This window comes from Microbacterium sp. SORGH_AS_0421, from assembly GCF_030818635.1.
GTDB lineage: Bacteria > Actinomycetota > Actinomycetes > Actinomycetales > Microbacteriaceae > Microbacterium.
This window is the reverse complement of sequence record NZ_JAUTAO010000001.1, coordinates 116081-138615: the sequence shown is the minus strand read 5'-3', so window position 1 is coordinate 138615 and position 22535 is coordinate 116081. Positions and strand designations below refer to the sequence as shown.

Sequence of the window (22535 nt, the reverse complement as noted above, 5' to 3'; positions counted from 1 at the left end):
CTACCGAGATCCCGAGCGTGTGTGCGCGCATCGACGAAAAAAGATGGGCTGATGCCGAAGCACCAGCCCATCTGCCGCGGAAAGACCTGCTTTTCAGCGAATAAGGAAGTCTTCAGCGTAGGTTGTGGCTGTCAGGTCAACAGCGTTGATCTTCTTGGCCACATCGTTTCCAGCCTTCGTGATGTTTCCGTTCTTGCCGAAGAGGTTACCGCCGAAGAAGACGAACAGAGCGGCTAGCACGGCCATGGCCGCGAAGGTGAGGAAGCCAGCGAACTGTCGCTTCCAGAGTAGGACGACAGCCACGGTGGCGATGATGCCGACCAGCACGGGGCCGATCCAATCGCTTATCGCGGTGCTGACGAGGTTGCCGAGTGCAAGCGTAGTGATTATCTCCACGGTTCCTCCAGATGAGTTCGCCCCTGGTGGGCCACAGCTCATATCGAGGCGATCGTCAGCTGCCCGTCTCAGCGTCGAGGATCATTGGACGGTCAGGATGTGCGCAATGACGAGGATGGCGTCTTAGATCGCAGTCTGGCGTGAGTCCTCGTCGGTAGCTGCCTCGACCCGGACGGACGCGAGATTCATCCTGTCGCTGCTTATCTATCTCCGAAGGTGTGAACTCAGTCATCTCGGCTGCTGTGGCTGGCTATCGTAGACACCTTGTGGACAGGTCAGTCAACGCTGTATGGTCATTGAATGCTGACCATTGCTTCGAAGCTCGATGCCATGAACCGCCTAGGGCGAGCCATGGCCGACCCGACCCGCTCGCGTATCCTTCTAGCGCTCCTCGACGCTCCCGGATACCCGGCGCAGCTTGCGCGCGACCTGGAGCTGACGCGGACCAATGTCTCGAACCACCTGTCTTGTCTGCGTGGCTGCGGCATCCTCGTGGCTGAGCCTGAAGGCCGTCAGACCCGCTACGAGATTGCAGATCCGCACCTAACAGCGGCGTTGACGGGGCTAGTCAGTGCGACGCTGGCTGTCGATGAAGCTGCCCCGTGTCTGGACCCAAGCTGCTCGGTCCCGGGGTGCTGCGGATCGGAAACTCAGCGGTGACCACCATTGCACCGAGCTCAAGAAGGGTCGGCGTACTTCGCCGACGGATCAGAATCGTAGTAGCGATCACAATCATTTGGAATGTGATCGAGGCGGTCGTGGCGCTGACCGCTGGGAGCATAGCTTCCTCTGCAGCGCTAGTCGGATTCGGACTCGACTCCATCGTCGAGGTGCTCTCTGCAGCCGCTGTAGCCTGGCAGTTTGCTTCTCCAAATCCCGAGAAGCGGGAGAAGGTCGCGTTACGCATCATCGCCGTCTCCTTCTTCGGGCTCGCGGCGTATGTCAGCGTGGATGCAATCTTGTCTCTAGCTGGCTTGCGCGATCCGGAGCACTCGCCCGTGGGAATAGCAATCGCTACTCTAAGCCTGATCGTCATGCCCTTCCTGAGCTGGTTCGAGCGGCGCACAGGCAAAGAGCTTGGCTCTGCCTCCGCTGTTGCTGATTCTAAGCAGACACTGATCTGCACCTACCTCTCGGCCGCTTTGCTCGTTGGATTACTGCTCAACACCCTGCTCGGTTGGGCCTGGGCAGACTCGATAGCTGCTCTGGTGATCGCCTTCTTCGCTGTGCGAGAAGGCGTCGAGGCTTGGAAGGGCGACGCTTGCTGTGCCGCCCCAATCGCTGCTCTCAACGGGGGCCGCGAGGAGAACGAATGTTGCGATGACTGCTGTGTATCGGCGCCTCGATGAGCCGTTGTGTCGCACACCTGCTGGAGCGAGGGGTCAACTCTTCTGAGAATACTGACGCTCGTGCATCGTCATGCGATCTTGACGACTTCAGCGCATCGTTGCGTCCTTGGCATCTGAACGCAGGCTAGAGGCGCGCTCTGGCCGATCCTCTGCGCTGCGCGCTCAGACTGCAATCTCCAGCAGCTCGACGGCACAAGAAAAGCCCCCGGAGCTGGAGGCATCCGGGGGCCTTTTTCAAGAGATGTCAGCTACCGCATCTGATTCCGTCGAAAGTCGAGGCGGGTGTAATCACAATGCTCTCGTTGGAGATTGGGCTCACTCGATCCTTGGCGGTGTAGTCAACGACGAGCTGAAGTTTCTGCCCGGGCATGGTCGAGGGCAATGCAGCGTCCATCACAGGCTTGGTGAAATCGAAGCTGGTGGCGGTTGTATCCGAGATGACCATACGCTTGCCAGATGCATCACCCACGGTGAGCCTATACTTTTCGGCGTTCGGCATCGCTGGCCAGCTGAGCCGGGCGTAGGTAGACATGGCGTTCCCACCAGTCATTGTGGTGCAGCTTATGGTTGTTGCCTTCAAAGCCGGGACTGCAACTTCGGGGGTACCGGTGCCTGGCTGTTCTCCGCCTCCGCCTGGCGTCGGTGTGCCTGGGGCGGTGGGGGTAGGCGTCTCTGCGCCTGGGGTCCCTGGAACGGGTGTCTCGACACCCGGGTTTCCTGTGCCCGGTGTCGTGCCGTTGCCCCCCTTGCCCTTCATGCCTGCGATGCCTACGAAGCCGTCCGAGTCCACAGTGCGAACCTGGAACAGGCCATCCTGGAGGGCCGCCGATCCTGAAGTTGCGGCCAGCGTTCCAATGCCGATGCTGGCAACGAGTCCGACGGCGGCGGCGGTGAGTATGGTCTGTGTCTTCTTGTTCATGGTGATCTGCCTCCAATAGTTGAGATCGCAGACCCATATCAAAACGAGCGGTGCGGTGCAGATAGAACCTTCGGATGGCAATAAGAAGGGGCCGCAATCGAATCGTCGAACTCGATTGCGGCCCCGCACTCACTGGAGGCGACACCACTCTTGAAGGACCGTGCCTCCATCCATATCAGCCAGCATCACCAGCCAAAGCCCAACCGCCGAGCGATGCCCTTCTGTGCTCGGGGATCGCCGGATAGCGCGGTGAAGAAGTCGACCATGAAGCCGACGACCTCACGGGTGGGGCGGTAGATCATACGGTGGGGGAGCTGGAAGGCCTTCACGCCGTCCTTCCCCAGCACAGCCTTAGCCGTCTTCTTCCCCGTCCAGCCAGCCAGCTTGACTGTCAGCTTGAGAAGCTTTGCCGCTTCGCCCATAGCGGCTTCCAAGAGCGTCTTGCGGGCTCTTGTCGACTTCTGCTCCCAGCGTTCTGCAGGCATGTAGGCCAGCTGCCTGTAGTTCGGCATGGTTTCGAGCCGCTTCTGAAGGGCGCCATCCGCCTCCATGCGAGCACAGGCCTCCAGCTCGGCCTTATCTCTCATGTCCTGGTATCGATGGCCGAGCTCGGCGTGAGCGGCGTTCCGGTACAGGTGTGCGTGCTTCTCTGAGCTGACCGCCAGTCCCTCGAGGGTGTCCGTTGCCGTCGACGGGTTCCGGACGACGAGAAGCCTCACATTCCAATCGGGGGACTGAGCGAGCTGCGCAAGGATTCCGGGATCATTGCTTCCCCCAGCCAGCTCGAAGTCCTTGGGGTTGGTACTACGGCCAGCCCCGGCCGTCCGAGGAGCCTTCCGATCAGCCGCGATCGACTCTTCTCCGGGTTCCGATTGCGTTTCAGTGCTTGCGAGCTGTCGCTGTCTCCGGCGTACTTCGACGGGCGTCAGCTTCCTACCGTCCTTCGTCCATGTCTGCTTTCGATTCGATGTGCCGACTGTGTAGATGCCGTCCACCATCGGGCTGACCTCAAGCGTCCTACCGTTGGGAGCTGCCAGCCCACCGCCCGCCTCAGCAATGCCGGGCAGGTTGGTGTGCGCACCATCACCGAACGGGCAGTTCAGCTCAGCCACGCAGCGTCTGAATGTACGATCCTTCGAGATGTGAAGGCGGGCATTGACCGAAGCGCTCATCGTGCCGCCTCCTTCCTGGATGGAGCAGGCAGTAGGAAATCCTGCATGCCTGCCTCGTAGGCGTCTTGCGCATCAGCGAACGAGCGGTAGTGCCACTCGACGGTGCAGCCCATTGGGTTCCGGCAGACCGTGATGGCACCTGAGTGGTCATTGAGATGGTGGAACATGTTCCCCTCCTTGTTGAGTCAAATCTGCATATCGATGCAGATAGAACATCAATGCCGAAGTTCAGCAAGTACCCTCTCGGCCTCTTCCTCGTCCTCGTAGCGGATCATGCCCGATAGGCAGTCGCTGCATGGTTGCCAGCACACCTGCGTCTCAGGCCAGTCAGGGTCGGCGTGGTAGTAGACCCTCTCGCCTTGCAGTTTCTCTCTTCTCATGGTGAATCACCCCGCGGCTACTATCGACCGAGCCTTCCGGGTCATCGGTGCAGATAGAACATTGGTGAGCGTCCACCTCCTGGAGGCCGGCTGACCACTGCCAACAATTCTGTTGACTCGTGCTTAGGATCAAGCAGGAGGCGCAACCTGAGCCTCGTGCTCGAGAAAATGAAAAAAGACTCCTGGATACTCCCGCTGCTGCCGCTCCCGCTTCCGCTGCTTAGGAAGCTCAGATTCTTGTCAGTCGGCTCATCGTGTGGAGTCGAGTAGGGCTGTTGGTAAAGCTCTGTCAGTTCTTGGTGACAGCTTTCAGCATCCCCAGTGCTGTGGCATGGGTTCTCGTCCGGGGAGAAGGGTTAGCAGTGGTGCGACACCATCACGCAGTGTGATCGGCGTATTCCACTGGGCGGGTTCGCAGTGGAGAGGAGTGAAGACTGCTGGTGCAGCCTTCAGCGGGTCTCGGAGGCTACGGCCTGAGGACAGGTTGGAAGGGTGTCAGCACTTTCCAGCGGGATGCCGAAGAGCGCTTGCGGTCTTGGGAGCCCTGCAAGGCAGGGCTGGGAGGAAACGATGGAGCGCCGAGGGCGGTCCGTCGTCTCCTCCCGGAGCAATCGTCAGAGCGCCGAGGGCGGTCTGGCTATTGCTCCTGCGGGAAAGATGCACCGTGCAAGCGGTGCCTCTTTACCGCTGACGACGAGCTTCGCTCGGCGTCTGCGTCTGCCCCCTGGCGGCCGTGCCGCCTCTTGCTGTTCCATGAGCCGGTCTCAGCACTCGACAGCAGACGCAGGAAGACGCGGAGGGCTGACACCAGGCACCGTGCGATCAAACACGAAGAACAGTTCGCGCCCGTGTTGTCACCTGTTTTGATATGCGACTCGGACCGGCGCGCCAATACGCGAACCGGTCAGGAGAACACCGCCTAAGCCCATAGGAGCTGTTCTAAGACCCGATCCACGCAGGGGAGCGAAGCAACATGAGCATGACCAACAGCGGGTCCGTGATGGACTTTCTCGCAGATGAAGAGTACGACGATGCCGAGGGCGGCACGCCCGAGCTGATGCCCGCAGTAGCGGACTCAGCACCCGAGCTGACCACCACGGCAGTTGAGGAACCCGCCGAGTACGACACCATCGGTGCAGATGGAACCACTGCCGTCGACCTCGTGCCCGACACTTTTCGATCCGGCAAGCGACAGAATCCCAACGCTCCGAAGTATGGGAGAACCTTCTTCACCGACCGGGACAAGCTCGGTCTGTGGTTCCTGTGGAAGTTTCCGCTGGCCTCTTCAAAGCAGCTTGGCATCGTGTGGGGCATCAAGAGGGCGAGCGCTCACAAGCGAGCCCTGGCCCTCAAAGAGCTTGGACTGGTCGGCTCGGAGAAGATCATGGGCATGACTCAGCTCTGGTTTCTGACCAAGCGAGGACAGGACTTGCTCACCTTCCATGGCGTGATCGATGAGCGAGTGTCACGGCTATACAAGCTCGGAAGCGTGCGACTGTTCAACCTCGAACACCGCCTAGCCGTCACTCAGGTCGCCGCTCAGCTCGTCGGCGGAGTCTCCGGCATACAGAAGACAAGCCAAGTCCCGATCCCAACCGGTCTCGACCTACTGCCTAGGCTGATCCCCGAGCAGTACATGAACACTGCCTATGGAGCGATGGCAAGCCGCTACGACAAGGGTGAGAAGAAGAATGTCATCGACCCGGATCAGGCATGGAGAGATCAGGAACGCATTGCGCAGGAGGTCGAGTCAGGTCGGCTACCTATCTCCGAAGCGCTCGCCAGGAACCCCGGACAGTGGACGCTGACGACCGATTACACGAGTCGCAAGTACAGCAATCAAAACCACCCAGTAGATCTTGCAATCGACCTCGAAGACCACCGCACCGACCTCAAGCAACCTGTTTCCATCGCGATTGAAGTTGAGCTGAGCCTCAAGAACTCGGAAGACCTCTTGCGAGTAGTCACAACCATGGCCCGCCAGCGAGAGCGAGGGGCGGTCCCGGTGTTCGCAGGATTCGTCTATGTCTCCCACAAGAAGGCCGTCTTCGAGGCGCTACAGGTTGCCGTGAAGAGGATTGGCGCACAGCGTCTATTCGCATCCATGCAGCTGAGGGATGCCGAAGGCAAGCTGTACAGCGGCGAGGGTTGGCGTTTCTGAAAGTACGCGCACACCAACGGCGGCGAGGAACCACCACCCTCGCCGCCGTTCTTTTCTGTCTGCCCGAGATTGCCATGTTCGCTCAGAAATCGCCGTCTCTCGAACAGTCATGCAGAATGACCACTCTCAGGCCATGGGTGCCCGTCTAACACCGTGAGGCAGCCCAGAGGGTCAATGACATCGGGGCTGTAGCGGGCGCGCTCAGAACAGCTTTTCAGTGTCCGCCGATGAACAGTTCCGGCTCGCCTCGGCCACTAGGAAAGAGCCGGTCGGAACAAATTCCTAGGAGGAGTTGACTTCCTAGTAGGTCCATTCATGATTGACCCAACCAACCACGCCACATCCGCTTGAAAGGCAATCATCATGGCAAACGCAACCGCTACCCAGGCTCCCTCCGTCAAGGCCGGCGAGTTCGACCGCAAGGACATCACCCGGATGTTCGCTCGCCTCAAGCACGAGGTCGGAGGCCTGGTGGACGACGCCGGTCGCAGTCGTCCCTTCTACGCCAAGAGCAAGGAGGAGGCTGTGGCGAAGCGGGACGCCGCCGTGAAGGTGCTCAACGAACTGGCCGACCGGATCGACCTGCTGAAAAAGCAGGACTGACTACGGGAAGCAGGGCCGGGGGATAATCCCCGGCCCTTCTCATTGGTTCAAGCGAAAGGAACGGAGAAAAGCTGATGACATTCTTCGAACTCGTGGAGCTTCTGCGACAGGGAATCGAGATCATGCTCCAGGCGATCGAAGACGGCTGGAACATCAGCCGACCTTGGCTCCATGATGGAGCACAGCGGATCGCTGACAAACTCGCCGGCTGACAAGCGATCCCGATTGGCAGCCCCCGACCGATGGTCGGGGGCTATTTCGCAGGCGCCGATAGGCTGGCCCCATGGATACGGTCTACATCCCCTCGCGCGGCCGCGCCTACACTCGCAAGTCCCACGAACACCTACTGCGCTACGGGATGACCAACTGGGCCTATCTGGTGGAGCCGTTCGACTATGTGGACTATGTGCGAGGCCTTCGGGAGGACGGTATCGGAGATCCCGAGCGGCATGTGCTGATGTTCGATGCCGAGGTCTATAAGGCGCCCTACCGGGAGTACACCAACCCAAAAGGTTTCCAATACGAGGACGAGCGCTTCTGGCAAGAAGGGCTTACGACCGGTCCTGGTCCGGCTCGCAACGCCATGCTTGACATCGCGCGAGAGCGTGGGGAGGCCCACTGCTGGATGTGGGACGACGACATCCAGAGCTTTTCGATCAATGCCTTCTACTGGCAGCCGCAGACCTACACGCTGGGCTCCAAGAACCGACCGCCACGAGAGCGCATCAATGTTGTCGCCGCGCTTGAACTTTTCGAGCGACTTCTCGATAAGTATTCCAACCTGGGAACAGCCGAGTTCGACAAGTCAGGCCTGAGCCGCAACCACGAGAAGAACCGGCACCTGGCGCAGGGAGCCAAGAGCTATACCTGCATGAGAATCAACACCGCGATTGACATCCCCTGGCGAGGGCGGCGCAACGATGATGTGGTCTACTCGCTTGACTACCTCATGCGCGGGCTGGTCAACCTGAGCAGCAGAATCATCGTCTACAACACTCCACTACCAGACAATGACAAGACGGCTGGTGGCATGGACCATGACAACCTTGAGAAGGCTCAGGCCGTCGTGAACCTGTACCCGTTCCTGTCGAGCGTGAGCTACACCAAGGTGCAACGCGGCGCTCATCACCATGTGGATTACAGCAAGGTACACACTGAGCTTGCACTCAGGGACGGCTCAAGCCTGGATGACCTGATCCTAGATCGCTGATTGCCACCGCTCGAGGCGGGCTTCCTGATCGATTAGGGCCATTCGCTCCGGCGTCTGTGAGCCGTCAAGCTCTCTGCCCCTGCCGGTTCCCTTGTCTCGGTAGATTGTAGGCGTGGCCTCAATGTAGCGTCGCAGCCGACGGTTGAAGCCGTCTGCTCCCTCCGCCGCATGTAGCTCATCCGCCTCCGCTTGGCTCACGCCGAGGTGCGCTTTCGCAAAGATGCGGAACTGCGGCAGATCCATAAGGTAGGGCGACGGTTCGATGGCAAGCCTTGGCTCGGCGGCAGGCTCGGCCTCAGCGAGGCGGAATCGATGGAGTGGGAAGACCCAATGGGTAAAGACGCCCGGTTCGACTCGTTCCCAGCGCTCGCCTTCCGCAAGCAAGAACTTCTCACCGGTTTTGGTCGCTTGGGCTTCCTCGTCGAGATGCCGCTTCAGCTTTCGAGCGAACTCGGGGTCTGTCGACTCGACAAGCTCTCGCTCGCGAGCGGCGGTGATCTGAGCCCGCAGTGCATCGACATAGAGCAACTGGGCCGGATCGAACTTTAGGTTGAGATCCTGTCGCTTGATCTTCTTCCTAGCATTGCCGGCCTTGACTCGTTCAATCTCGTAGCCGAGCTGCTTCGAGATCAAACCGCCCAACCTCGTGAAGGTATCTCGGGAGAGGAGCAGTTCAACTGCCTCCCGCGTCGGGTAATGGCCACGCGTGGCAAGGAGGGCTCGCTCTTCGGCGGACGCGTCGGCCAGGAGTTCCTGGATAGCGTCGTAGTCCAGCTCCGAGCGGCGCTCCCCGAAGCGTCCCATCAGATGCCGTATGTGATCGAGGCCAGCGTAGGGATCAGCGTCGAGCCTGATCGAGACGGGAACAGGTCCGTCGTAGTTCATCTCCCTGAGCGCCCAGCACCAGGGCAGACCCTCGACGATGTGGAAATCGGGGTCGAGAACGATAGGCGACCAGATCAGTGCCACTGCAAGGCTCTGCGCCTCTAGCAGGTCGATGTGCTCACGGATGATCTTTTGACGCTCAGAGATCAGGGCCGCGCCGGACTTAGCGTAAATCAGGATTTGCTCTACGCTCTCGGCCATCTCTTCGGCAGTCAGGCCATCGGGGACATCAATCAGAGAGAGGTCTTCCACCTCCATCGCAGCCTGCACGCCTCGCATGTGGGGGCCGAACTCCTCCATTGTCCAGCCTTTAGGCTGTATTGCCTCAAGGCTCGGGGAGGGGACCTTGATCAACGAGAACGGGAAGGCTGGAGCGCTCTTCTCGTTCTCACTGTCCGTGTCGTAGAACCGAAATCTTTCCACAATGACTGTGGATCAGGACTTCTTCGGCTTACCAGCCATCCGGTTCGCAGTGGCCTGGGCGTCTGCCTTGGCCTTCTTCTCCAGGCGATCTTTTACATGCTTGGGCAGGTTCGAGTTCTGTTCGAGAACCTTGCTCGCGGAGTTTCCAGTGCGACGGCGCTGAAATTCGACGGCATCCACAAGTATCTTAGAAGTGGCGCTGAGCGAAACGACCTCTCCGGCCGCGAGTTCTTCCTCCGTGATGGTTCGCAGGTAGGCAGCGGCGATGGCTTTGATCTCATCCTGGATCTGAGTCACCTCCTCCTTCTTCGCGGCGAGCCGAGCCTCCGCGTCCTCGGACAGCTGCCGAACATCCAGAACTTCGATGGCAACCCGCTGTGCCTTCTGCGCAAGTTTGTCTTCAGCGAAGAGATCAAGCCACTGCTCGGCGTCGTCGAGGTCAAGCGGGTCGTTGAGATTGAAGCCGGGAGCGTAAGCGCTGATCACGCCGTGACGAGTGAGCAGCTCGGCAGGCAGGCTACCGTCCTCGTTGGCCTCTGCGGAGAGGTCAGTGACCTTGTAGTTCGCCAGCGCCATTGGGTACTCCTTGACTGTAGATGCGGGCAATTCAAGTCAGCCTATAGGGAGGCTCCAGCTCACACCGACTTGAAGTCCGGAAGCGCTGATGTATCGATGTCTTCTCCAAACTCGTTCGCCACAGTCGTAGCAAGATGTTTGGCTCCTGCGGCAAAGATGCGGGCACACGCAACGGTGGGCCAGAAGTACAACGCCCGCTTTCCAGGACTGCCGGAAACGCGCGCCAGAACACCCTCGTCGTTTGCGCTCGCAAGCTTCGTGCCGAACTTCTTGCTAGACACGGGACCGGGCCACTGCTCCGATCCGATCCCAGTCACAGCTCCGTGCGCCAAGCAGTGGCGAACCTCAATCCAACTTTTGGACAGATCCAGAACTCGTCCCCACGAGACCGACTTTTCCGCCCAAGCTAGGGAGGTCCCGCTCTGGGTTGGTAGGTTGAGTGACCATTCTGGGGCCCCGGACACATCTATTCCGACAGCATGGCTGAGCTTCGCGCGAGCGTCTTCAATGCTGGGGTTAGTGAGGTCGGCGTTCGCCGCTACCTGCGCCCATCCGTAGCCGTTCCGGATCATCGCCGCGGCAACAAGGTCCTCCGCAAACGCCTCGAAGGCGCCTGTTACGCCAAGCACTATGGCACCGCACAGCGCGGACTGCGATTGTTTCGGTCTTCCGACTGGGCGTGGAGCAGGCCACAACTGAAACAGCAGGGTAGGGCCTTTGAGTGCGCGAGCATACTTCTCCACCACAGACTGCACACTTACATCTATCTGCAAGGTAATTCCTTCGTGCCTCTCAGATGCTCGCGGTCAGCATTCGCCGGGTCAAGGCCGACGCTCCTTCATTGTTGACTACCGGTCTCCTCGAGAATTCTCCTGGATGGTCCTCATCACCATCGTGTCCGCCAGGGTCTGGGTGTCACCGACCTCCCGGCCCTCTGCCACATCTCGCAGCAGTCGACGCATGATTTTCCCTGACCGGGTCTTCGGAAGATCGTCAACAAGGTGGATCTCGCTGGGGCGAGCTATCGGGCCGATCTGATCCCCAACCCAGGCCTTCAGCTCGGCGACGAGGTCCTCGCGGTTTCTCGCCTTACGCGCCTGGCTCTGTTTGATGCATACCCAGGCAACAACGCGCTGACCGGTGGTCTCGTCGCTCGCCCCGACCACGGCGGCCTCGGCGACGCCCTCGTGTCCGACGAGAGCGGATTCGATCTCGGCGGTCGATAGACGGTGGCCCGAGACGTTCATGACGTCGTCGACCCTGCCGAGCAGCCACACGTCGCCGTCGTCGTCGAGACGGGCGCCGTCGCCGGCGAAGTAGTAGCCCTTGTCGGCGAACTTCTCCCAATAGGTCTCGCGGTACCGGTCGGGGTCGCCCCAGATGCCGCGCAGCATGCTCGGCCATGGTTCGGTGATGACGAGGAGGCCGCCGCTGCCATTGCCGACCGGCTCGCCCTTCTCGTCGACCACGGCGACCGAGACACCGGGGATCGGCACTTGGGCGGAGCCGGGCTTGGTCTCGGTCACTCCGGGGAGAGCGGAGATCATCATGGCTCCGGTCTCGGTCTGCCACCACGTGTCGACGATGGGGGTCTTGTCGGCGCCGATGATCTCGCGGTACCAGATCCAGGCCTCGGGGTTGATGGGTTCGCCCACCGAACCGAGCAGACGCAGCGACGACAGATCGAACTTCTGGGGCACGTCGCGCCCGATCTTCATGAACGATCGGATGGCCGTCGGCGCCGTGTAGAAGATCGTCACGCCGTGCTTCTCGATGAGCTCCCACCAGCGTCCCGGATGCGGAGTGTCGGGGGTGCCTTCGTAGAGCAGCTGCGTCGCGCCGTTGGCCAGGGGGCCGTACGTGACGTAGGTGTGTCCCGTGATCCAGCCGATGTCGGCGGTGCACCAGTACACGTCTGTTTCGGGGTGCACGTCGTGGACGACGCGGTTGGTGAATGCGGCTTGGGTGAGGTACCCGCCCGAGGTGTGAAGAATCCCTTTCGGCTTTCCGGTGGTTCCTGACGTGTAGAGGATGAAGAGGGGGGTCTCGGCGGGGAACGCCTCGGCCTCGTGGTCGGCGGAGGCCTTCGGAACCACGTCGTGCCACCAGAGATCGCGGCCCTCGGACCAGTCGACCTCGTTGCCGCCCCGCTTGACCACGAGCACGTGCTCGACCGTCTCTTGCTCACCGGAGCCGTTGCGGTCGGCGAGGGCCAGGTCGACCGCGGGCTTCAGGGGCGACACCTTTCCCTTGCGCCATCCCCCGTCGGCGGTGATGACGAGCTTGGCGCCCGCGTCGTCGATGCGCGCGCGCAGGCTGTCGGCCGAGAACCCGCCGAAGACGACGGAGTGCACGGCGCCGATTCGCGCGACGGCGAGCATCGAGGCGACGGCCTCGGGGACCATCGGGAGGTACAGCGCGACGCGGTCCCCTCGCTCGACACCGAGCTCGGTGAGGACGTTCGCCAGGCGCTTCACCTCGTCGGTCAGCTCGGCGTAGGTGACGTTGCGCTGGTCGCCGGGCTCTCCCTCCCAGCGCAGAGCTATGCGATCGCCATTGCCCGCTTCGACGTGCCGGTCGAGGCAGTTGTACGCGACGTTGAGCTCACCGTCGGCGAACCACTCCGCGAACGGGGGGTTCGACCAGTCGAGCACCTGCGTGAAGGGGCTGTGCCAGTGGAGCTCGCGGGCTTGCTCGGCCCAGAAACCCTCGCGGTCCGCTGCGGCGCGCTCGTAGAGATCGCGGTGGGCGACGGCCTGGGCGGCGAAGTCGGCCGACGGCGCGAACCGGCGGGTCTCGTTGAGGAGGTGGTCGATCTGGCTGCTCATCGCGGCGCTCCTTCGCGTTCACGGACCCGCGCAACTGCGCGCGGTGTCCTCACTGTGGTCACGTTATCGACCCCCTCCTGCACCGGTTACCTCCGATAGATGGGATCGGGGTGAATGGGAAACAGGTGATATATCGCCGTGAATAGGTCGGTCGAGTTGGCCGGACCCATCTGCACGCGTACTCTAGCTAGCGCCCGAACATCGCTTCCGGCACTCGTGTCGGGGGGAGCCCCCCAATTTTTCCCCGGCGCGTGGCGGCATCCCTCGCCCCCCACTGTAGGGATGCCGCCCCCTCTTTCTTGGTGCTGTTGCCCCTCGCTGTCGAGGGTCTGTCCCGAAACGTCTTGGGTGGTTCCTCCCCAGGAGCGGTTGTTCACTCCGCCTCCACCGATCGCCTCGGACGGCCCGCGGACCGTCGCATCGTGACCCTACGGTCGTCGCGTGACCTTCCTCACCCCACTCCGCAACGGCCTCGACAACGGGGTCGTCGACATGCTCGATCCCGCGGTGGCGTTCCTCCGTCCCTTCCTCGACGACCCGTGTGTCACGGACCTCTTCGTGAACGGCGACCGGGGACTCTTCGTCGACCGGGGTGAGGGGGTCGAGCGGGTGACGTCGTGGCTGGCGAGCGAGGCCGAGGTGCGCCGTCTCGCGGTGCGCCTGATCGCGCTCGGGGGTCGTCATCTCGACGACGCATCGCCCTGCGTCGACGTCCGGCTCGAGAGGGGAGTGCGGGTTCACGCCGTTCTGGCACCCGTGGCTGCGAGCGGGACGAGTATCTCCGTGCGGGTCCCGAAGTTCGACGGCCCTGATCTCGGCGACCTCCAACGTGCGGGCATGTTCTCAGCGCGTCAGCGGGAGCGGCTGGAGCGCCTCGTCGACCGGCGGGAGAACGTGCTCATCGCCGGGCCGACCGGGGCGGGGAAGACGACCCTTCTCGCTGCGCTGCTCGCTCGGGTCCCCGCGACGGAGCGCATCATCACGATCGAAGAAGTTGCGGAACTGCATCCCGACCATCCGCACCACGTCGCGCTCGAGGCGCGACAACCCAACATCGAGGGCGCCGGTGGCATCTCCCTCTCCCGTCTCGTGCGCGAAGCGCTGCGCATGCGCCCCGACCGGCTGATCCTCGGCGAGTGTCGGGGGGAGGAGATCCGGGACCTGCTCATGGCCCTCAACACCGGCCACGACGGGGGAGCGGGAACCCTCCATGCGAGCAGCCTCGTCGATGTCGCGACGCGTCTCGAAGCCTTGGGGGCCCTCGCGGGAATGGATGCCAGAACCTGCGCGCGCCAGAGTGCCGGGGCCATCGGCGCGGTCATCCACGTGGAGCGTGTCGGCGGGCGGCGACGCGTGACCGGCTGGGGTCGTCCGGTGCTTCGGGACGAATGCCTGCGGGTCGAACCGGAGAAGTGGGCGTGAACGTCAGGATCCTCGGCCGAACGCGTCGGAACTCGCGTGGCGACGGGCGGAAAGCTGATCCGATCGAGACGGTTCTGCGTCTCGCCGTTCTGTTGTCGGGCGGAACCGCCCCGACTCTCGCCTGGAGATACCTCGCCGAGGGCGGTGACCCGGCGCTGACCGCTGCGGCTGACGCCGCCGAGCGGGGAGCCGACGTCGGTGCCGTCCTTCGCGCGGCGGGGGACTCCTGGCATGGCCTCGCCGCGATCTGGAGTGTGGCTGTGGCCGCCGGGGCTCCGCTGTCCGACGCCCTCCGCTCGGTCGTCGGCGCGCTTCGCGAGACCGCCGAGGTGTCGGCTGATGTGCGCGTCGCTCTCGCCGAACCGGCTGCGACAGCCCGCCTCCTCGCCTGGCTGCCCCTCGTCGGCATCCCTCTCGGTGGTCTTCTGGGTTTCGACCTGGTCGGCACCCTGCTCGCAGATCCATTCGGACGAGGTTGTCTGGCCCTCGGGCTCATCCTGATGGCGACGGCGTACGTCTGGATGCGGCGTCTCTCCCGGAGGGCGCAGCCGCCACGGGTGATTCCTGGGCTGGAGGCCGAGCTGTGGGCGGTCGTTCTGTCTGCGGGGGTCTCCGTCGACCGGGCTCGCGGAGTGATCGACGACCTCGGAATCGACCCGACGGGGCGCGTCGAGGTGAGGGACACTCTCGAGCTGGCGACCCGCGCAGGTGTCCCGGCCGCCGAGCTGCTCCGCGGCGATGCCTGGATCGCGCGCTACCGCGCGCGGACCGACGGTCGAGTCGCCGCGGCGCGTCTGGCTACACGACTGCTCGTCCCCCTCGGCGTGTGCACACTCCCCGCGTTCCTGTTGATCGCCGTCGTGCCTGCCGCGCTTGCCGTCCTGCGGTCCACGGCATTGCCGTGACCGCCGTCCATCCGCCCTTGAGAAGAAGGAAAGATCCATGATCCGTTTCGTTCGCACCGCGATCCGCCCTCGACCCGCCGCAGACCTGCCCTCCCTCACGAGCGCTCGCGCCGGCGCCTTGTTCCTCGACGAACGCGGCGCTGCGACCGCCGAGTACGCCATCGCGACGATGGCTGCCGTCGCGTTCGCGGGACTACTCGTCGTCATCATGCGCAGCGATGAGGTACGCGGGATCCTGACGGACCTCGTGCGCCGTGCACTGACGGTTCAGTGAAGATCCCGCAGCTCGAGGAGCGCGGCGCGGCCACCGCTGAATTCGCCGTGGCGCTGCCGGCTGTCCTGCTCGTGCTCGCGCTCGGCGTCGGTGTGCTCGGGTCGGTGGCGACCACCGTCCGTGTGCAGCAGGCGGTGGCCGAGGCCGCCCGACTCCTCGGTCGCGGCGACGAGGACGCCCTGTCACGCCTCGCGGAGGTCGGCGCGACCGCCTCGGTGGACCGCGGCGGAGGAGTGGTGTGCGTCCGCGCCTCCGTTCCGGTGCCGCTGGGGCTTCCCCTCCCGCCCTCATCCGCCCGGGCGTGCGCCCTCGATGGAGGTCGCTGATGCCCGGCACGGTGACCACTGTCGGCGTGGTCGCCGTGATTGCGGGTCTCGTCTGCGCTCTGGCCGTGGTCGGCGGGGCTTCGCTCGCCGTCGAACGTCTGGCGGGCACGGCGGACGCTGCCGCCCTCGCGGCCGCGGACGCCGCGAGCGGGGCGGTGGCGGGAGTGCCCTGCGAGGAGGCCGCCCGCATCGCCGAGGCGGGGGACGCGAGCCTGCGAGAGTGCGATGTCGAGGGCCTGATCGCCACCATCACCGTCGCCGGGGCGTACGGTGGGATTTCATTCGATGCGCGCTCACGGGCCGGACCCCCCGAGGCCGCGACCCCGTGAGACCTCCCGGAACCCGAACAGGGAGGCGTGTGTATGGTGTGCATCGACGAAAGGACCCCAGTGGCAAACGGAAAGAAGCTCGTCATCGTCGAGTCTCCGACGAAGATGAAGTCGATCCAGGGATACCTCGGCGACGACTACGAGGTGCTCAGCTCGGTCGGTCACATTCGCGACCTCGCGTCGAAGAAAGAGATCCCGGCCGACAAGAAGGCGGCGTACGGCAAGTACTCCATCGACGTCGAGAACGACTTCGACCCCTTCTATGTCGTCAACGACCGCAAGACCAAGACGGTCGCCGAGCTCAAGCGAGCGCTCAAGAGTGCCGACGAAGTCCTGCTCGCCACCGATGGCGACCGCGAGGGCGAAGCCATCGCGTGGCACCTGCTCGAGGTTCTCAAGCCCAAGGTCCCCGTTCGTCGCATGATCTTCCACGAGATCACCAAGGACGCCATCAAGGAAGCGGCGGAGCACACGCGCGAGCTCGACGTCTCTCTCGTCGACGCGCAAGAGACGCGCCGCGTCCTCGACCGTCTCTACGGTTGGGACGTTTCGCCGGTGCTCTGGCGCAAGGTCGGTTCCGGCCGCGAGGGCACGGCGCTCAGCGCCGGCCGCGTCCAGTCCGCGGCGACCCGTATGGTCGTCGAACGCGAGCGGGAGCGCATGGCGTTCGTCTCCGCTTCGTACTGGGACGTGGAAGCCCTTGCCTCGCAGGCGGGATCCTCCTTCACCACCCGGCTGAACCGTCTCGACGGCGCCCCCATCGCTCGCGGTGGCGACTACGACGACAACGGCCAGCTCAAGAAGGCCGTCGTGGTCCTCGACGAGGCGCAGGCCCGTGCCCTCGCCGACGCGATCACCGCCGCGGGTACCGCGACCGTCGCCAAGGTCGAGGCCAAGCCCGGCACGCGCAGCCCCCGTGCTCCCTTCACGACCTCGACGCTCCAGCAGGAGGCGGGTCGCAAGCTCTCGATGAGCGCCAAGCACGCCATGGGGGTCGCGCAGCGACTCTACGAAAAGGGCTTCATCACCTATATGCGTACCGATTCGGTCGCCCTGTCGGGGCAGGCCATCTCGGCGGCGCGCGCGCAGGCCGTCTCGCTCTACGGCGACAAGGCGGTCCCCGCGAACCCGCGTGTCTACAAGAGCAAGTCGAAGAACGCGCAGGAGGCCCACGAGGCCATCCGCCCCTCCGGCGAGACCTTCCGCACTCCCGCCTCGCTCGCTTCCTCCCTCGACCGCGATGAGCAGAAGCTCTACGACCTCATCTGGAAGCGCACGGTCGCCAGCCAGATGGCGGATGCCAAGTACGAGACGACGACCGTCACCCTCACCGTGAAGGCGGGTGCCCAGGTCGCCGAGTTCACGGCATCCGGAACCGTCTACACCTTCAAGGGGTTCCTCGAGGCCTACGAAGAGGGCGCTGACGAGAAGCGCAACGACGACGACGCGGACCAGTCGCTGCCGGCCGTCGCCGTGGGCGACACGCTGTCGGTCAGCGACGTCGAGCCCAAGGGCCACAGCACCTCTCCGAAGCCGCGCTACACAGAGGCCAGCCTGGTCAAGGCGCTGGAAGAGAAGGGGATTGGCCGCCCGTCGACCTTCGCCAGCATCATCGGCGTGATCCTCGACCGCGGCTACGTGAGCAAGCGCGGGCAGGCCCTGGTACCCAGCTGGCTCGCCTTCAGCGTCGTACGTCTGCTCGAGGAGCACTTCGCAGACCTCGTCGACTACGACTTCACCGCTGCCCTCGAGGACGATCTCGATGCCATCGCCCGCGGCGAGCAGCGTCGCACCGAGTGGCTGAAGTCGTTCTACTTCGGCTCCGAGAAGCAGGTGGGGCTCCGCCACATCGTCGACAACCTCGGCGAGATCGATGCTCGAGAGCTCAACTCCACCCGCATCACCGACACCGCGACCCTCCGCTTCGGCAAGTACGGGCCGTACCTCGAGGTCACCGACCCCGCGGCCGGCCCCGAGGCGAAGCCCCGCATCGTGAACATCCCCGAAGACCTCGCCCCCGACGAGCTCACGCCGGCGAAGGCGCAGGAGCTCATCGACGCCCCGGTTGCCGGCGACCGCGTGCTGGGAGAGAACCCCGACAACGGCAAGCTCGTCGTCGTCAAGGACGGTCGCTTCGGGCCCTACGTCCAAGAAGTCGATGCCGAAGAGCCCGAAGAGGTCGACCAGGCCACGGGCGAGGTCGTCGAGGCCCCCAAGAAGCGCGGCGCGAAGAAGGAAGCAGCTCCCAAGCCCCGAACGGCGTCGCTGTTCCGGTCGATGTCGGTCGACACCGTCGATCTCGACACCGCTCTGCAACTGCTGTCGCTTCCGCGCGTCGTCGGCACCGACCCGGAGTCGGGCGCCGAGATCACCGCGCAGAACGGTCGCTTCGGTCCTTACCTCAAGAAGGGCACCGACTCACGGTCGCTCGACGACGAGAAGCAGATCTTCGACATCACACTCGAGCAGGCCCTCGCGAAGTACGCCGAGCCGAAGTACGGCGCCCGCCGGGCATCCAGTGCGCTGAAGGAGTTCGACGCCGACCCCGTGAGCGGCAAGCCCCTCAAGCTCAAGGACGGCCGTTTCGGCCCGTACGTCACCGACGGCGAGACGAACGCCACGGTTCCCCGCGGTGAAGACGCGATGGCCCTGACCTTCGAGCGCGCGGTCGAGCTGATCGCTGACAAACGCGCCAAGGGTCCGGCGCCGAAGAAGACGGCGGCGCGCAAGGCTCCGGCCAAGACCACTGCGGCGGCCAAGACCACGGCCACGAAGACGGCCGCGGCGAAGACCACGGCCACGAAGACCACCGCGGCCAAGACGGCCACGGCCAAGACCACCACGGCAGCGGCACCCAAGACCACGACCACGCGCAAGGCGCCGGCGAAGAAGTCGTGACCGAGGATCGCACCCGGCCGCTGACCGTCCCCCGGGCGGCTGCGGCCGGGGGGCCCGGCCTGTTCGTGACCTTCGAGGGCGGCGACGGCGCGGGCAAGACCACCCAAGCCTCGATGCTCGAGGAGTGGCTGACCGCCCGTGGCAACACGGTCGTGCGAACCCGTGAGCCCGGTGGCACCGAGGTGGGCGTGCGCATCCGCGACATCGTCCTGCATCATCGCGGTCACATCGCGGCACGCGCCGAAGCTCTGCTGTACGCCGCGGATCGGGCTCATCACGTCGAGACCGTCGTGCAGCCGGCCATCGCCCGCGGCGACGTCGTGATCCAGGACCGCTACCTCGACTCGTCCGTCGCCTATCAGGGCGCGGGCAGAATCCTGGATGCCGACGACATCCGCGCCCTGTCGCTCTGGGCGACGGGCGGGCTGCTGCCGGATCTCACGGTGTTGCTCGACCTCGATCCGGCCGCGGCGCGTCGGCGCCTGGATGCCGACGACAAACCGTTCGACCGACTCGAGGCGGAGAAGAGCGAGTTCCACGCGCGCGTACGCACCGGCTTCCTCGCCCTCGCCGCCGACGAGCCGCGGCGTTTCCTCGTCCTCGATGCCATGCGCCCGGCCGACGAGCTCGCTCATCACGTCCGTGCGGCCATCGCCGAGCGTCTCGGCTGACGCGGGGCCGGACGATGCACAGCCGACCGCCAGCGGCCGTGTCCGACCCCGCCGTTAGGCTGGAGCCCATGTCCGTCGCCCTCGATTCGCCCGCTTCCTCCGCAGGGACGACGGCATTCCCGTGGGATGCCGTGTGGGGGCAGGACGAGGCGGTCCAGACGCTGCAGCACGCGGCATCCGACCCCTCCGCCCTTGCCCACGCGTGGCTCATCACCGGCCCTCCCGGTTCGGGCCGCTCCACTCTGGCGTACGCGTTCGCCGCGGCGCTCATCGCCGATCCGGGCGACGAGCAGGCGCAGCGTCAGGTGCTCGCCCGCACCCACCCCGATCTCACCGCACTGCGCACCGAGCAGGTCGTCATCCGCATCGACGAGGCGCGACGCCTGGTCGAGCGTGCCTCTTTCGCCCCCTCGCTCGGACGCCACCGCGTGATCGTCGTCGAAGACGCCGACCGCATGGCGGAGCGCACCTCGAACGTTCTCCTCAAAGCCCTCGAGGAGCCCCCCGAGAAGACGGTGTGGGTGCTCTGCGCGCCCAGTGACGCCGACCTCTTGCCGACCATTCGCTCCCGCGTGCGCGTGCTGCGCCTGCGCGAGCCGTCCGTCGCCGACGTCGCCGCTCTCATCGTGGAGCGCACGGGGGTGAGCCCCGACATCGCCGAGGAGTCCGCGCGGCACGCGCAGCGCCACATCGGCATGGCGCAGCGGCTCGCGACCGACGACGACGCGCGCGGCCGTCGGGCCGAGACCATCGCCGCCGTCCTCGCCGTGCGCGGCATCGGCGACGCGGTCGACGTCGCGGGGCGCATCGTGCGCCTGGCCACCGACGACGCCAAGGCGCTCACGGCCACGCGCGATGAGGAGGAGCGTCGCTCGCTCCTGCGCATGCTCGGTGTGGCCGAGGGGGCCGCGGTGCCGCCGTCCGTGCGCGGCCAGGTCAACGCCCTCGAAGACGACCAGAAGCGCCGTGCGACCCGCAGCCTGCGCGACGGCATCGACCGCGTCCTCACCGACCTGCAGTCGCTTTTCCGCGACGTCGTGATGATCCAATACGGCCGGGAGGGTGATCTCGTCAACAGCGAGCGTCTCGAGGCCCTGCGTGCCGTGGCCTCCGAGTGGTCTCCCTCCCGCACACTCGGAGTCCTCGACCGCATCTCGGTCACCCGCCGCAACCTCGAACAGAACGCCGCCCCGCTGCTGGCGCTGGAGAGCCTCATGATCACCGTCGCCGACGGATCCGCCCCGTGAGCGTGCGTCGCCGTCTGGCCGCCGTCGTCGCGGGCATCGTGGGTCTGTCTCTCGCACTGTCGGGCTGCCTCTACGCGCAGATCCCGCCCATGGCTCCCGCGGTCGGTCCGTCGCCGGCTCCGCAGACCGAAGGCATCGATGCCGCGCTCTTGCCGTATTACGGGCAGACGCTCACCTGGACCGACTGCGGTTCGGCGGGTTTCGACTGCACCACGGTCACGGCCCCGCGCGATTACTCCGATCCGTCCCAGGGCGAGCTCTCGCTGGCTGTCATCCGCCACCGCGCGACGTCGGGTCAGCCCCTGGGCTCGCTTCTGACCAATCCCGGCGGACCCGGTGTGAGCGGCGTCTCCACCGTCCGCGACTCCCTCTCGCTCGTGGCGGATGAGACGCTCACGAAGGACTACGACGTCATCGGCTTCGACCCCCGCGGCGTCGGTCAGTCTGCTCCGGTCACCTGCTACGACGCGGCGGGCATGGATGCGTTCCTCTACGACATCCCGCCGGGAGCGCGCGGCAGCGACGAGCGCAACGCCGCCCTCGAGAAGCGTCAGGCCGATTTCGCGCAGGCGTGTCAGCAGAACAGCGACGGCATCCTGCCCTACGTCTCCACCGAGAACGCCGCGCGCGACATGGATCTGCTCCGCGCCGTCCTGGGAGACAAGAAGCTCAACTACCTCGGCTTCTCCTACGGCTCGTTCCTCGGTACCACCTACGCGGGGCTCTTTCCCGATCGCGTGGGTCGCATGGTGCTCGACGGCGGCATCGACCCCAGTCTGCCCGGCAGCGCGAGCGGGATCGCTCAGGCGGTCGGATTCGAGAACGCCTTGCGCGCCTTCATGGCGGACTGCCTCGAGAACTCGGACTGCCCGTTCACCGGGTCCGTCGACGATGCGATGAATGACCTCTCGTCGGTGCTCGAGCGGGTCGACGCGCGTCCTCTCGCCGGTCCCGACGGCCGACAGCTCGGCGCGGACACTCTGGTGACATCGATCGTGGCGGCTCTCTACAGCGACCAGAACTGGCCATACCTCCGTATCGCGCTGAGCGGTGTGCAGAACGGTGACGCCTCCGTCGCGTTCCAACTCGCCGACTTCTACAACGGTCGCGTCGACGGGAAGTACCAGGACAACACGATGCAGGCGCTGCGCGCCTACAACTGCGTCGACTATCCCGACGAGGGCGACGAGAACAATCCGCAGATCGAGCAGGAGCTCCGAGAGAAGGCGCCGGTCGTCGCCCCGTACTGGCTCGGGCCCGACGCCTGCGAGGCGTGGCCGGCACCGCCGACGGGCACGCGTGAAGCGATCACCGCCCCCGGCTCCCCGCCGATCGTCGTCCTCGGTACGACGGGCGATCCCGCGACCCCGTATGCCGAGGCGCAGGCGCTCGCCGGTCAGCTGTCGCAGGGTGTGCTCGTCACCTACGTCGGCGAGGGGCATCTCGCCTACAACAAGGGCAACGACTGCGTGAACTCGGCGGTCGACGATTACCTGATCGACGGCACCGTGCCCGCCGCGGGGCTGCGCTGCGAGTAGCGCCGCGTTCGGGCCCGACCGTC

General features: G+C 64.7%; 21 protein-coding genes. 15 read left to right on the top strand and 6 right to left on the bottom strand.

Going from position 1 to position 22535, the window contains the following annotated elements:
• Positions 1-93: 93 nt before the first annotated feature.
• Positions 94-396, bottom strand: coding sequence for a hypothetical protein (locus tag QE416_RS00670; RefSeq protein WP_307312811.1), 303 nt, complete (start codon positions 394-396; stop codon positions 94-96).
• Between the two features lie 300 nt (positions 397-696).
• Here QE416_RS00670 and QE416_RS00665 point away from each other — a divergent pair, with 300 nt between their 5' ends.
• Together QE416_RS00665 and QE416_RS00660 are read left to right on the top strand one after the other, a co-directional pair.
• Positions 697-1056, top strand: a complete 360-nt coding sequence (locus tag QE416_RS00665) for a helix-turn-helix transcriptional regulator (RefSeq protein WP_307312810.1) — start codon at positions 697-699, stop codon at positions 1054-1056.
• Positions 1053-1745 carry a cation transporter gene (locus QE416_RS00660; RefSeq protein WP_373458827.1) on the top strand — a complete coding sequence of 231 codons (693 nt, stop codon included), beginning with the start codon at positions 1053-1055 and terminating at the stop codon, positions 1743-1745. The genes QE416_RS00665 and QE416_RS00660 overlap by 4 nt, the downstream gene beginning before the upstream one ends.
• 244 nt (positions 1746-1989) lie before the next feature.
• On the opposite strand, the gene QE416_RS00655 is transcribed toward QE416_RS00660, so the two are convergent.
• The gene (locus tag QE416_RS00655) at positions 1990-2664 is read right to left on the bottom strand and encodes a hypothetical protein (protein WP_307312809.1); all 675 of its coding nucleotides are present in this window, start codon (positions 2662-2664) and stop codon (positions 1990-1992) included.
• A 185-nt stretch (positions 2665-2849) separates the two neighbouring features.
• Positions 2850-3776 (bottom strand): hypothetical protein, encoded by a 927-nt coding sequence (locus QE416_RS00650; protein WP_307312808.1) that lies wholly within the window; start codon positions 3774-3776, stop codon positions 2850-2852.
• A 1413-nt stretch (positions 3777-5189) separates the two neighbouring features.
• On the opposite strand from QE416_RS00650, the gene QE416_RS00645 reads away from it, so the two are divergent.
• From QE416_RS00645 to QE416_RS00630, 4 genes are all read left to right on the top strand, one after another.
• The gene (locus tag QE416_RS00645) at positions 5190-6377 is read left to right on the top strand and encodes a hypothetical protein (RefSeq protein WP_307312807.1); all 1188 of its coding nucleotides are present in this window, start codon (positions 5190-5192) and stop codon (positions 6375-6377) included.
• 363 nt (positions 6378-6740) lie between these two features.
• A complete protein-coding gene (locus tag QE416_RS00640) occupies positions 6741-6980 on the top strand; it encodes a hypothetical protein (RefSeq protein ID WP_307312805.1) in 240 nt (79 codons plus the stop codon).
• A 74-nt stretch (positions 6981-7054) separates the two neighbouring features.
• Positions 7055-7192: a hypothetical protein gene (locus QE416_RS00635; RefSeq protein ID WP_307312803.1), complete on the top strand. Its 138-nt coding sequence runs from the start codon at positions 7055-7057 to the stop codon at positions 7190-7192.
• 71 nt (positions 7193-7263) lie between these two features.
• On the top strand, positions 7264-8190 hold the full coding sequence (locus QE416_RS00630; protein WP_307312802.1) for a hypothetical protein: 927 nt from the start codon (positions 7264-7266) through the stop codon (positions 8188-8190).
• Here the strand turns inward: QE416_RS00630 and QE416_RS00625 are convergent.
• The 3 genes from QE416_RS00625 to acs form a co-directional block, all read right to left on the bottom strand.
• Positions 8179-9375, bottom strand: coding sequence for a hypothetical protein (locus QE416_RS00625; protein ID WP_307312801.1), 1197 nt, complete (start codon positions 9373-9375; stop codon positions 8179-8181). The two genes, QE416_RS00630 and QE416_RS00625, sit on opposite strands and share 12 nt — an antisense overlap.
• A 135-nt stretch (positions 9376-9510) precedes the next feature.
• Positions 9511-10074: a hypothetical protein gene (locus QE416_RS00620; RefSeq protein ID WP_307312799.1), complete on the bottom strand. Its 564-nt coding sequence runs from the start codon at positions 10072-10074 to the stop codon at positions 9511-9513.
• Positions 10075-10922: 848 nt separating this feature from the next.
• The gene (acs, locus tag QE416_RS00615) at positions 10923-12902 is read right to left on the bottom strand and encodes an acetate--CoA ligase (RefSeq protein WP_307312798.1); all 1980 of its coding nucleotides are present in this window, start codon (positions 12900-12902) and stop codon (positions 10923-10925) included.
• A gap of 492 nt (positions 12903-13394) precedes the next feature.
• Between acs and QE416_RS00610 the strand changes: the two genes are divergently transcribed.
• From QE416_RS00610 to QE416_RS00570, 9 genes are all read left to right on the top strand, one after another.
• Positions 13395-14324 carry a TadA family conjugal transfer-associated ATPase gene (locus QE416_RS00610; protein WP_267789338.1) on the top strand — a complete coding sequence of 310 codons (930 nt, stop codon included), beginning with the start codon at positions 13395-13397 and terminating at the stop codon, positions 14322-14324.
• Positions 14321-15229, top strand: coding sequence for a type II secretion system F family protein (locus tag QE416_RS00605; protein ID WP_307312796.1), 909 nt, complete (start codon positions 14321-14323; stop codon positions 15227-15229). Before QE416_RS00610 ends, QE416_RS00605 begins: the two co-directional genes overlap by 4 nt.
• A gap of 37 nt (positions 15230-15266) precedes the next feature.
• Positions 15267-15503: a DUF4244 domain-containing protein gene (locus QE416_RS00600; protein ID WP_210073659.1), complete on the top strand. Its 237-nt coding sequence runs from the start codon at positions 15267-15269 to the stop codon at positions 15501-15503.
• Positions 15500-15829 (top strand): TadE family type IV pilus minor pilin, encoded by a 330-nt coding sequence (locus QE416_RS00595; RefSeq protein ID WP_307312793.1) that lies wholly within the window; start codon positions 15500-15502, stop codon positions 15827-15829. Before QE416_RS00600 ends, QE416_RS00595 begins: the two co-directional genes overlap by 4 nt.
• On the top strand, positions 15829-16158 hold the full coding sequence (locus tag QE416_RS00590; RefSeq protein ID WP_307312791.1) for an Rv3654c family TadE-like protein: 330 nt from the start codon (positions 15829-15831) through the stop codon (positions 16156-16158). Before QE416_RS00595 ends, QE416_RS00590 begins: the two co-directional genes overlap by 1 nt.
• Before the next feature lie 60 nt (positions 16159-16218).
• Positions 16219-19056 carry a type I DNA topoisomerase gene (topA, locus tag QE416_RS00585; RefSeq protein WP_307312790.1) on the top strand — a complete coding sequence of 946 codons (2838 nt, stop codon included), beginning with the start codon at positions 16219-16221 and terminating at the stop codon, positions 19054-19056.
• Positions 19053-19727: a dTMP kinase gene (gene tmk, locus QE416_RS00580; RefSeq protein ID WP_267787680.1), complete on the top strand. Its 675-nt coding sequence runs from the start codon at positions 19053-19055 to the stop codon at positions 19725-19727. Before topA ends, tmk begins: the two co-directional genes overlap by 4 nt.
• A 68-nt stretch (positions 19728-19795) precedes the next feature.
• Positions 19796-20974, top strand: coding sequence for a DNA polymerase III subunit delta' (locus tag QE416_RS00575; protein ID WP_307312788.1), 1179 nt, complete (start codon positions 19796-19798; stop codon positions 20972-20974).
• Positions 20971-22512 carry an alpha/beta hydrolase gene (locus tag QE416_RS00570; protein ID WP_307312787.1) on the top strand — a complete coding sequence of 514 codons (1542 nt, stop codon included), beginning with the start codon at positions 20971-20973 and terminating at the stop codon, positions 22510-22512. The genes QE416_RS00575 and QE416_RS00570 overlap by 4 nt, the downstream gene beginning before the upstream one ends.
• The last annotated feature ends 23 nt before the right edge of the window (positions 22513-22535 follow it).

Bases quoted from the DNA above. Each gene is read 5' to 3' on its own strand.
- QE416_RS00665 (WP_307312810.1), top strand. From the start codon at position 697: ATGCTGACCATTGCTTCGAAGCTCGATGCCATGAACCGCCTAGGGCGA.
- QE416_RS00655 (WP_307312809.1), bottom strand. From the start codon at position 2,664: ATGAACAAGAAGACACAGACCATACTCACCGCCGCCGCCGTCGGACTC.
- QE416_RS00645 (WP_307312807.1), top strand. From the start codon at position 5,190: ATGAGCATGACCAACAGCGGGTCCGTGATGGACTTTCTCGCAGATGAA.
- QE416_RS00640 (WP_307312805.1), top strand. From the start codon at position 6,741: ATGGCAAACGCAACCGCTACCCAGGCTCCCTCCGTCAAGGCCGGCGAG.
- QE416_RS00635 (WP_307312803.1), top strand. From the start codon at position 7,055: ATGACATTCTTCGAACTCGTGGAGCTTCTGCGACAGGGAATCGAGATC.
- QE416_RS00630 (WP_307312802.1), top strand. From the start codon at position 7,264: ATGGATACGGTCTACATCCCCTCGCGCGGCCGCGCCTACACTCGCAAG.
- QE416_RS00625 (WP_307312801.1), bottom strand. From the start codon at position 9,375: ATGGAGGAGTTCGGCCCCCACATGCGAGGCGTGCAGGCTGCGATGGAG.
- QE416_RS00620 (WP_307312799.1), bottom strand. From the start codon at position 10,074: ATGGCGCTGGCGAACTACAAGGTCACTGACCTCTCCGCAGAGGCCAAC.
- acs (WP_307312798.1), bottom strand. From the start codon at position 12,902: ATGAGCAGCCAGATCGACCACCTCCTCAACGAGACCCGCCGGTTCGCG.
- QE416_RS00610 (WP_267789338.1), top strand. From the start codon at position 13,395: ATGCTCGATCCCGCGGTGGCGTTCCTCCGTCCCTTCCTCGACGACCCG.
- QE416_RS00600 (WP_210073659.1), top strand. From the start codon at position 15,267: ATGATCCGTTTCGTTCGCACCGCGATCCGCCCTCGACCCGCCGCAGAC.
- QE416_RS00590 (WP_307312791.1), top strand. From the start codon at position 15,829: ATGCCCGGCACGGTGACCACTGTCGGCGTGGTCGCCGTGATTGCGGGT.
- QE416_RS00575 (WP_307312788.1), top strand. From the start codon at position 19,796: ATGTCCGTCGCCCTCGATTCGCCCGCTTCCTCCGCAGGGACGACGGCA.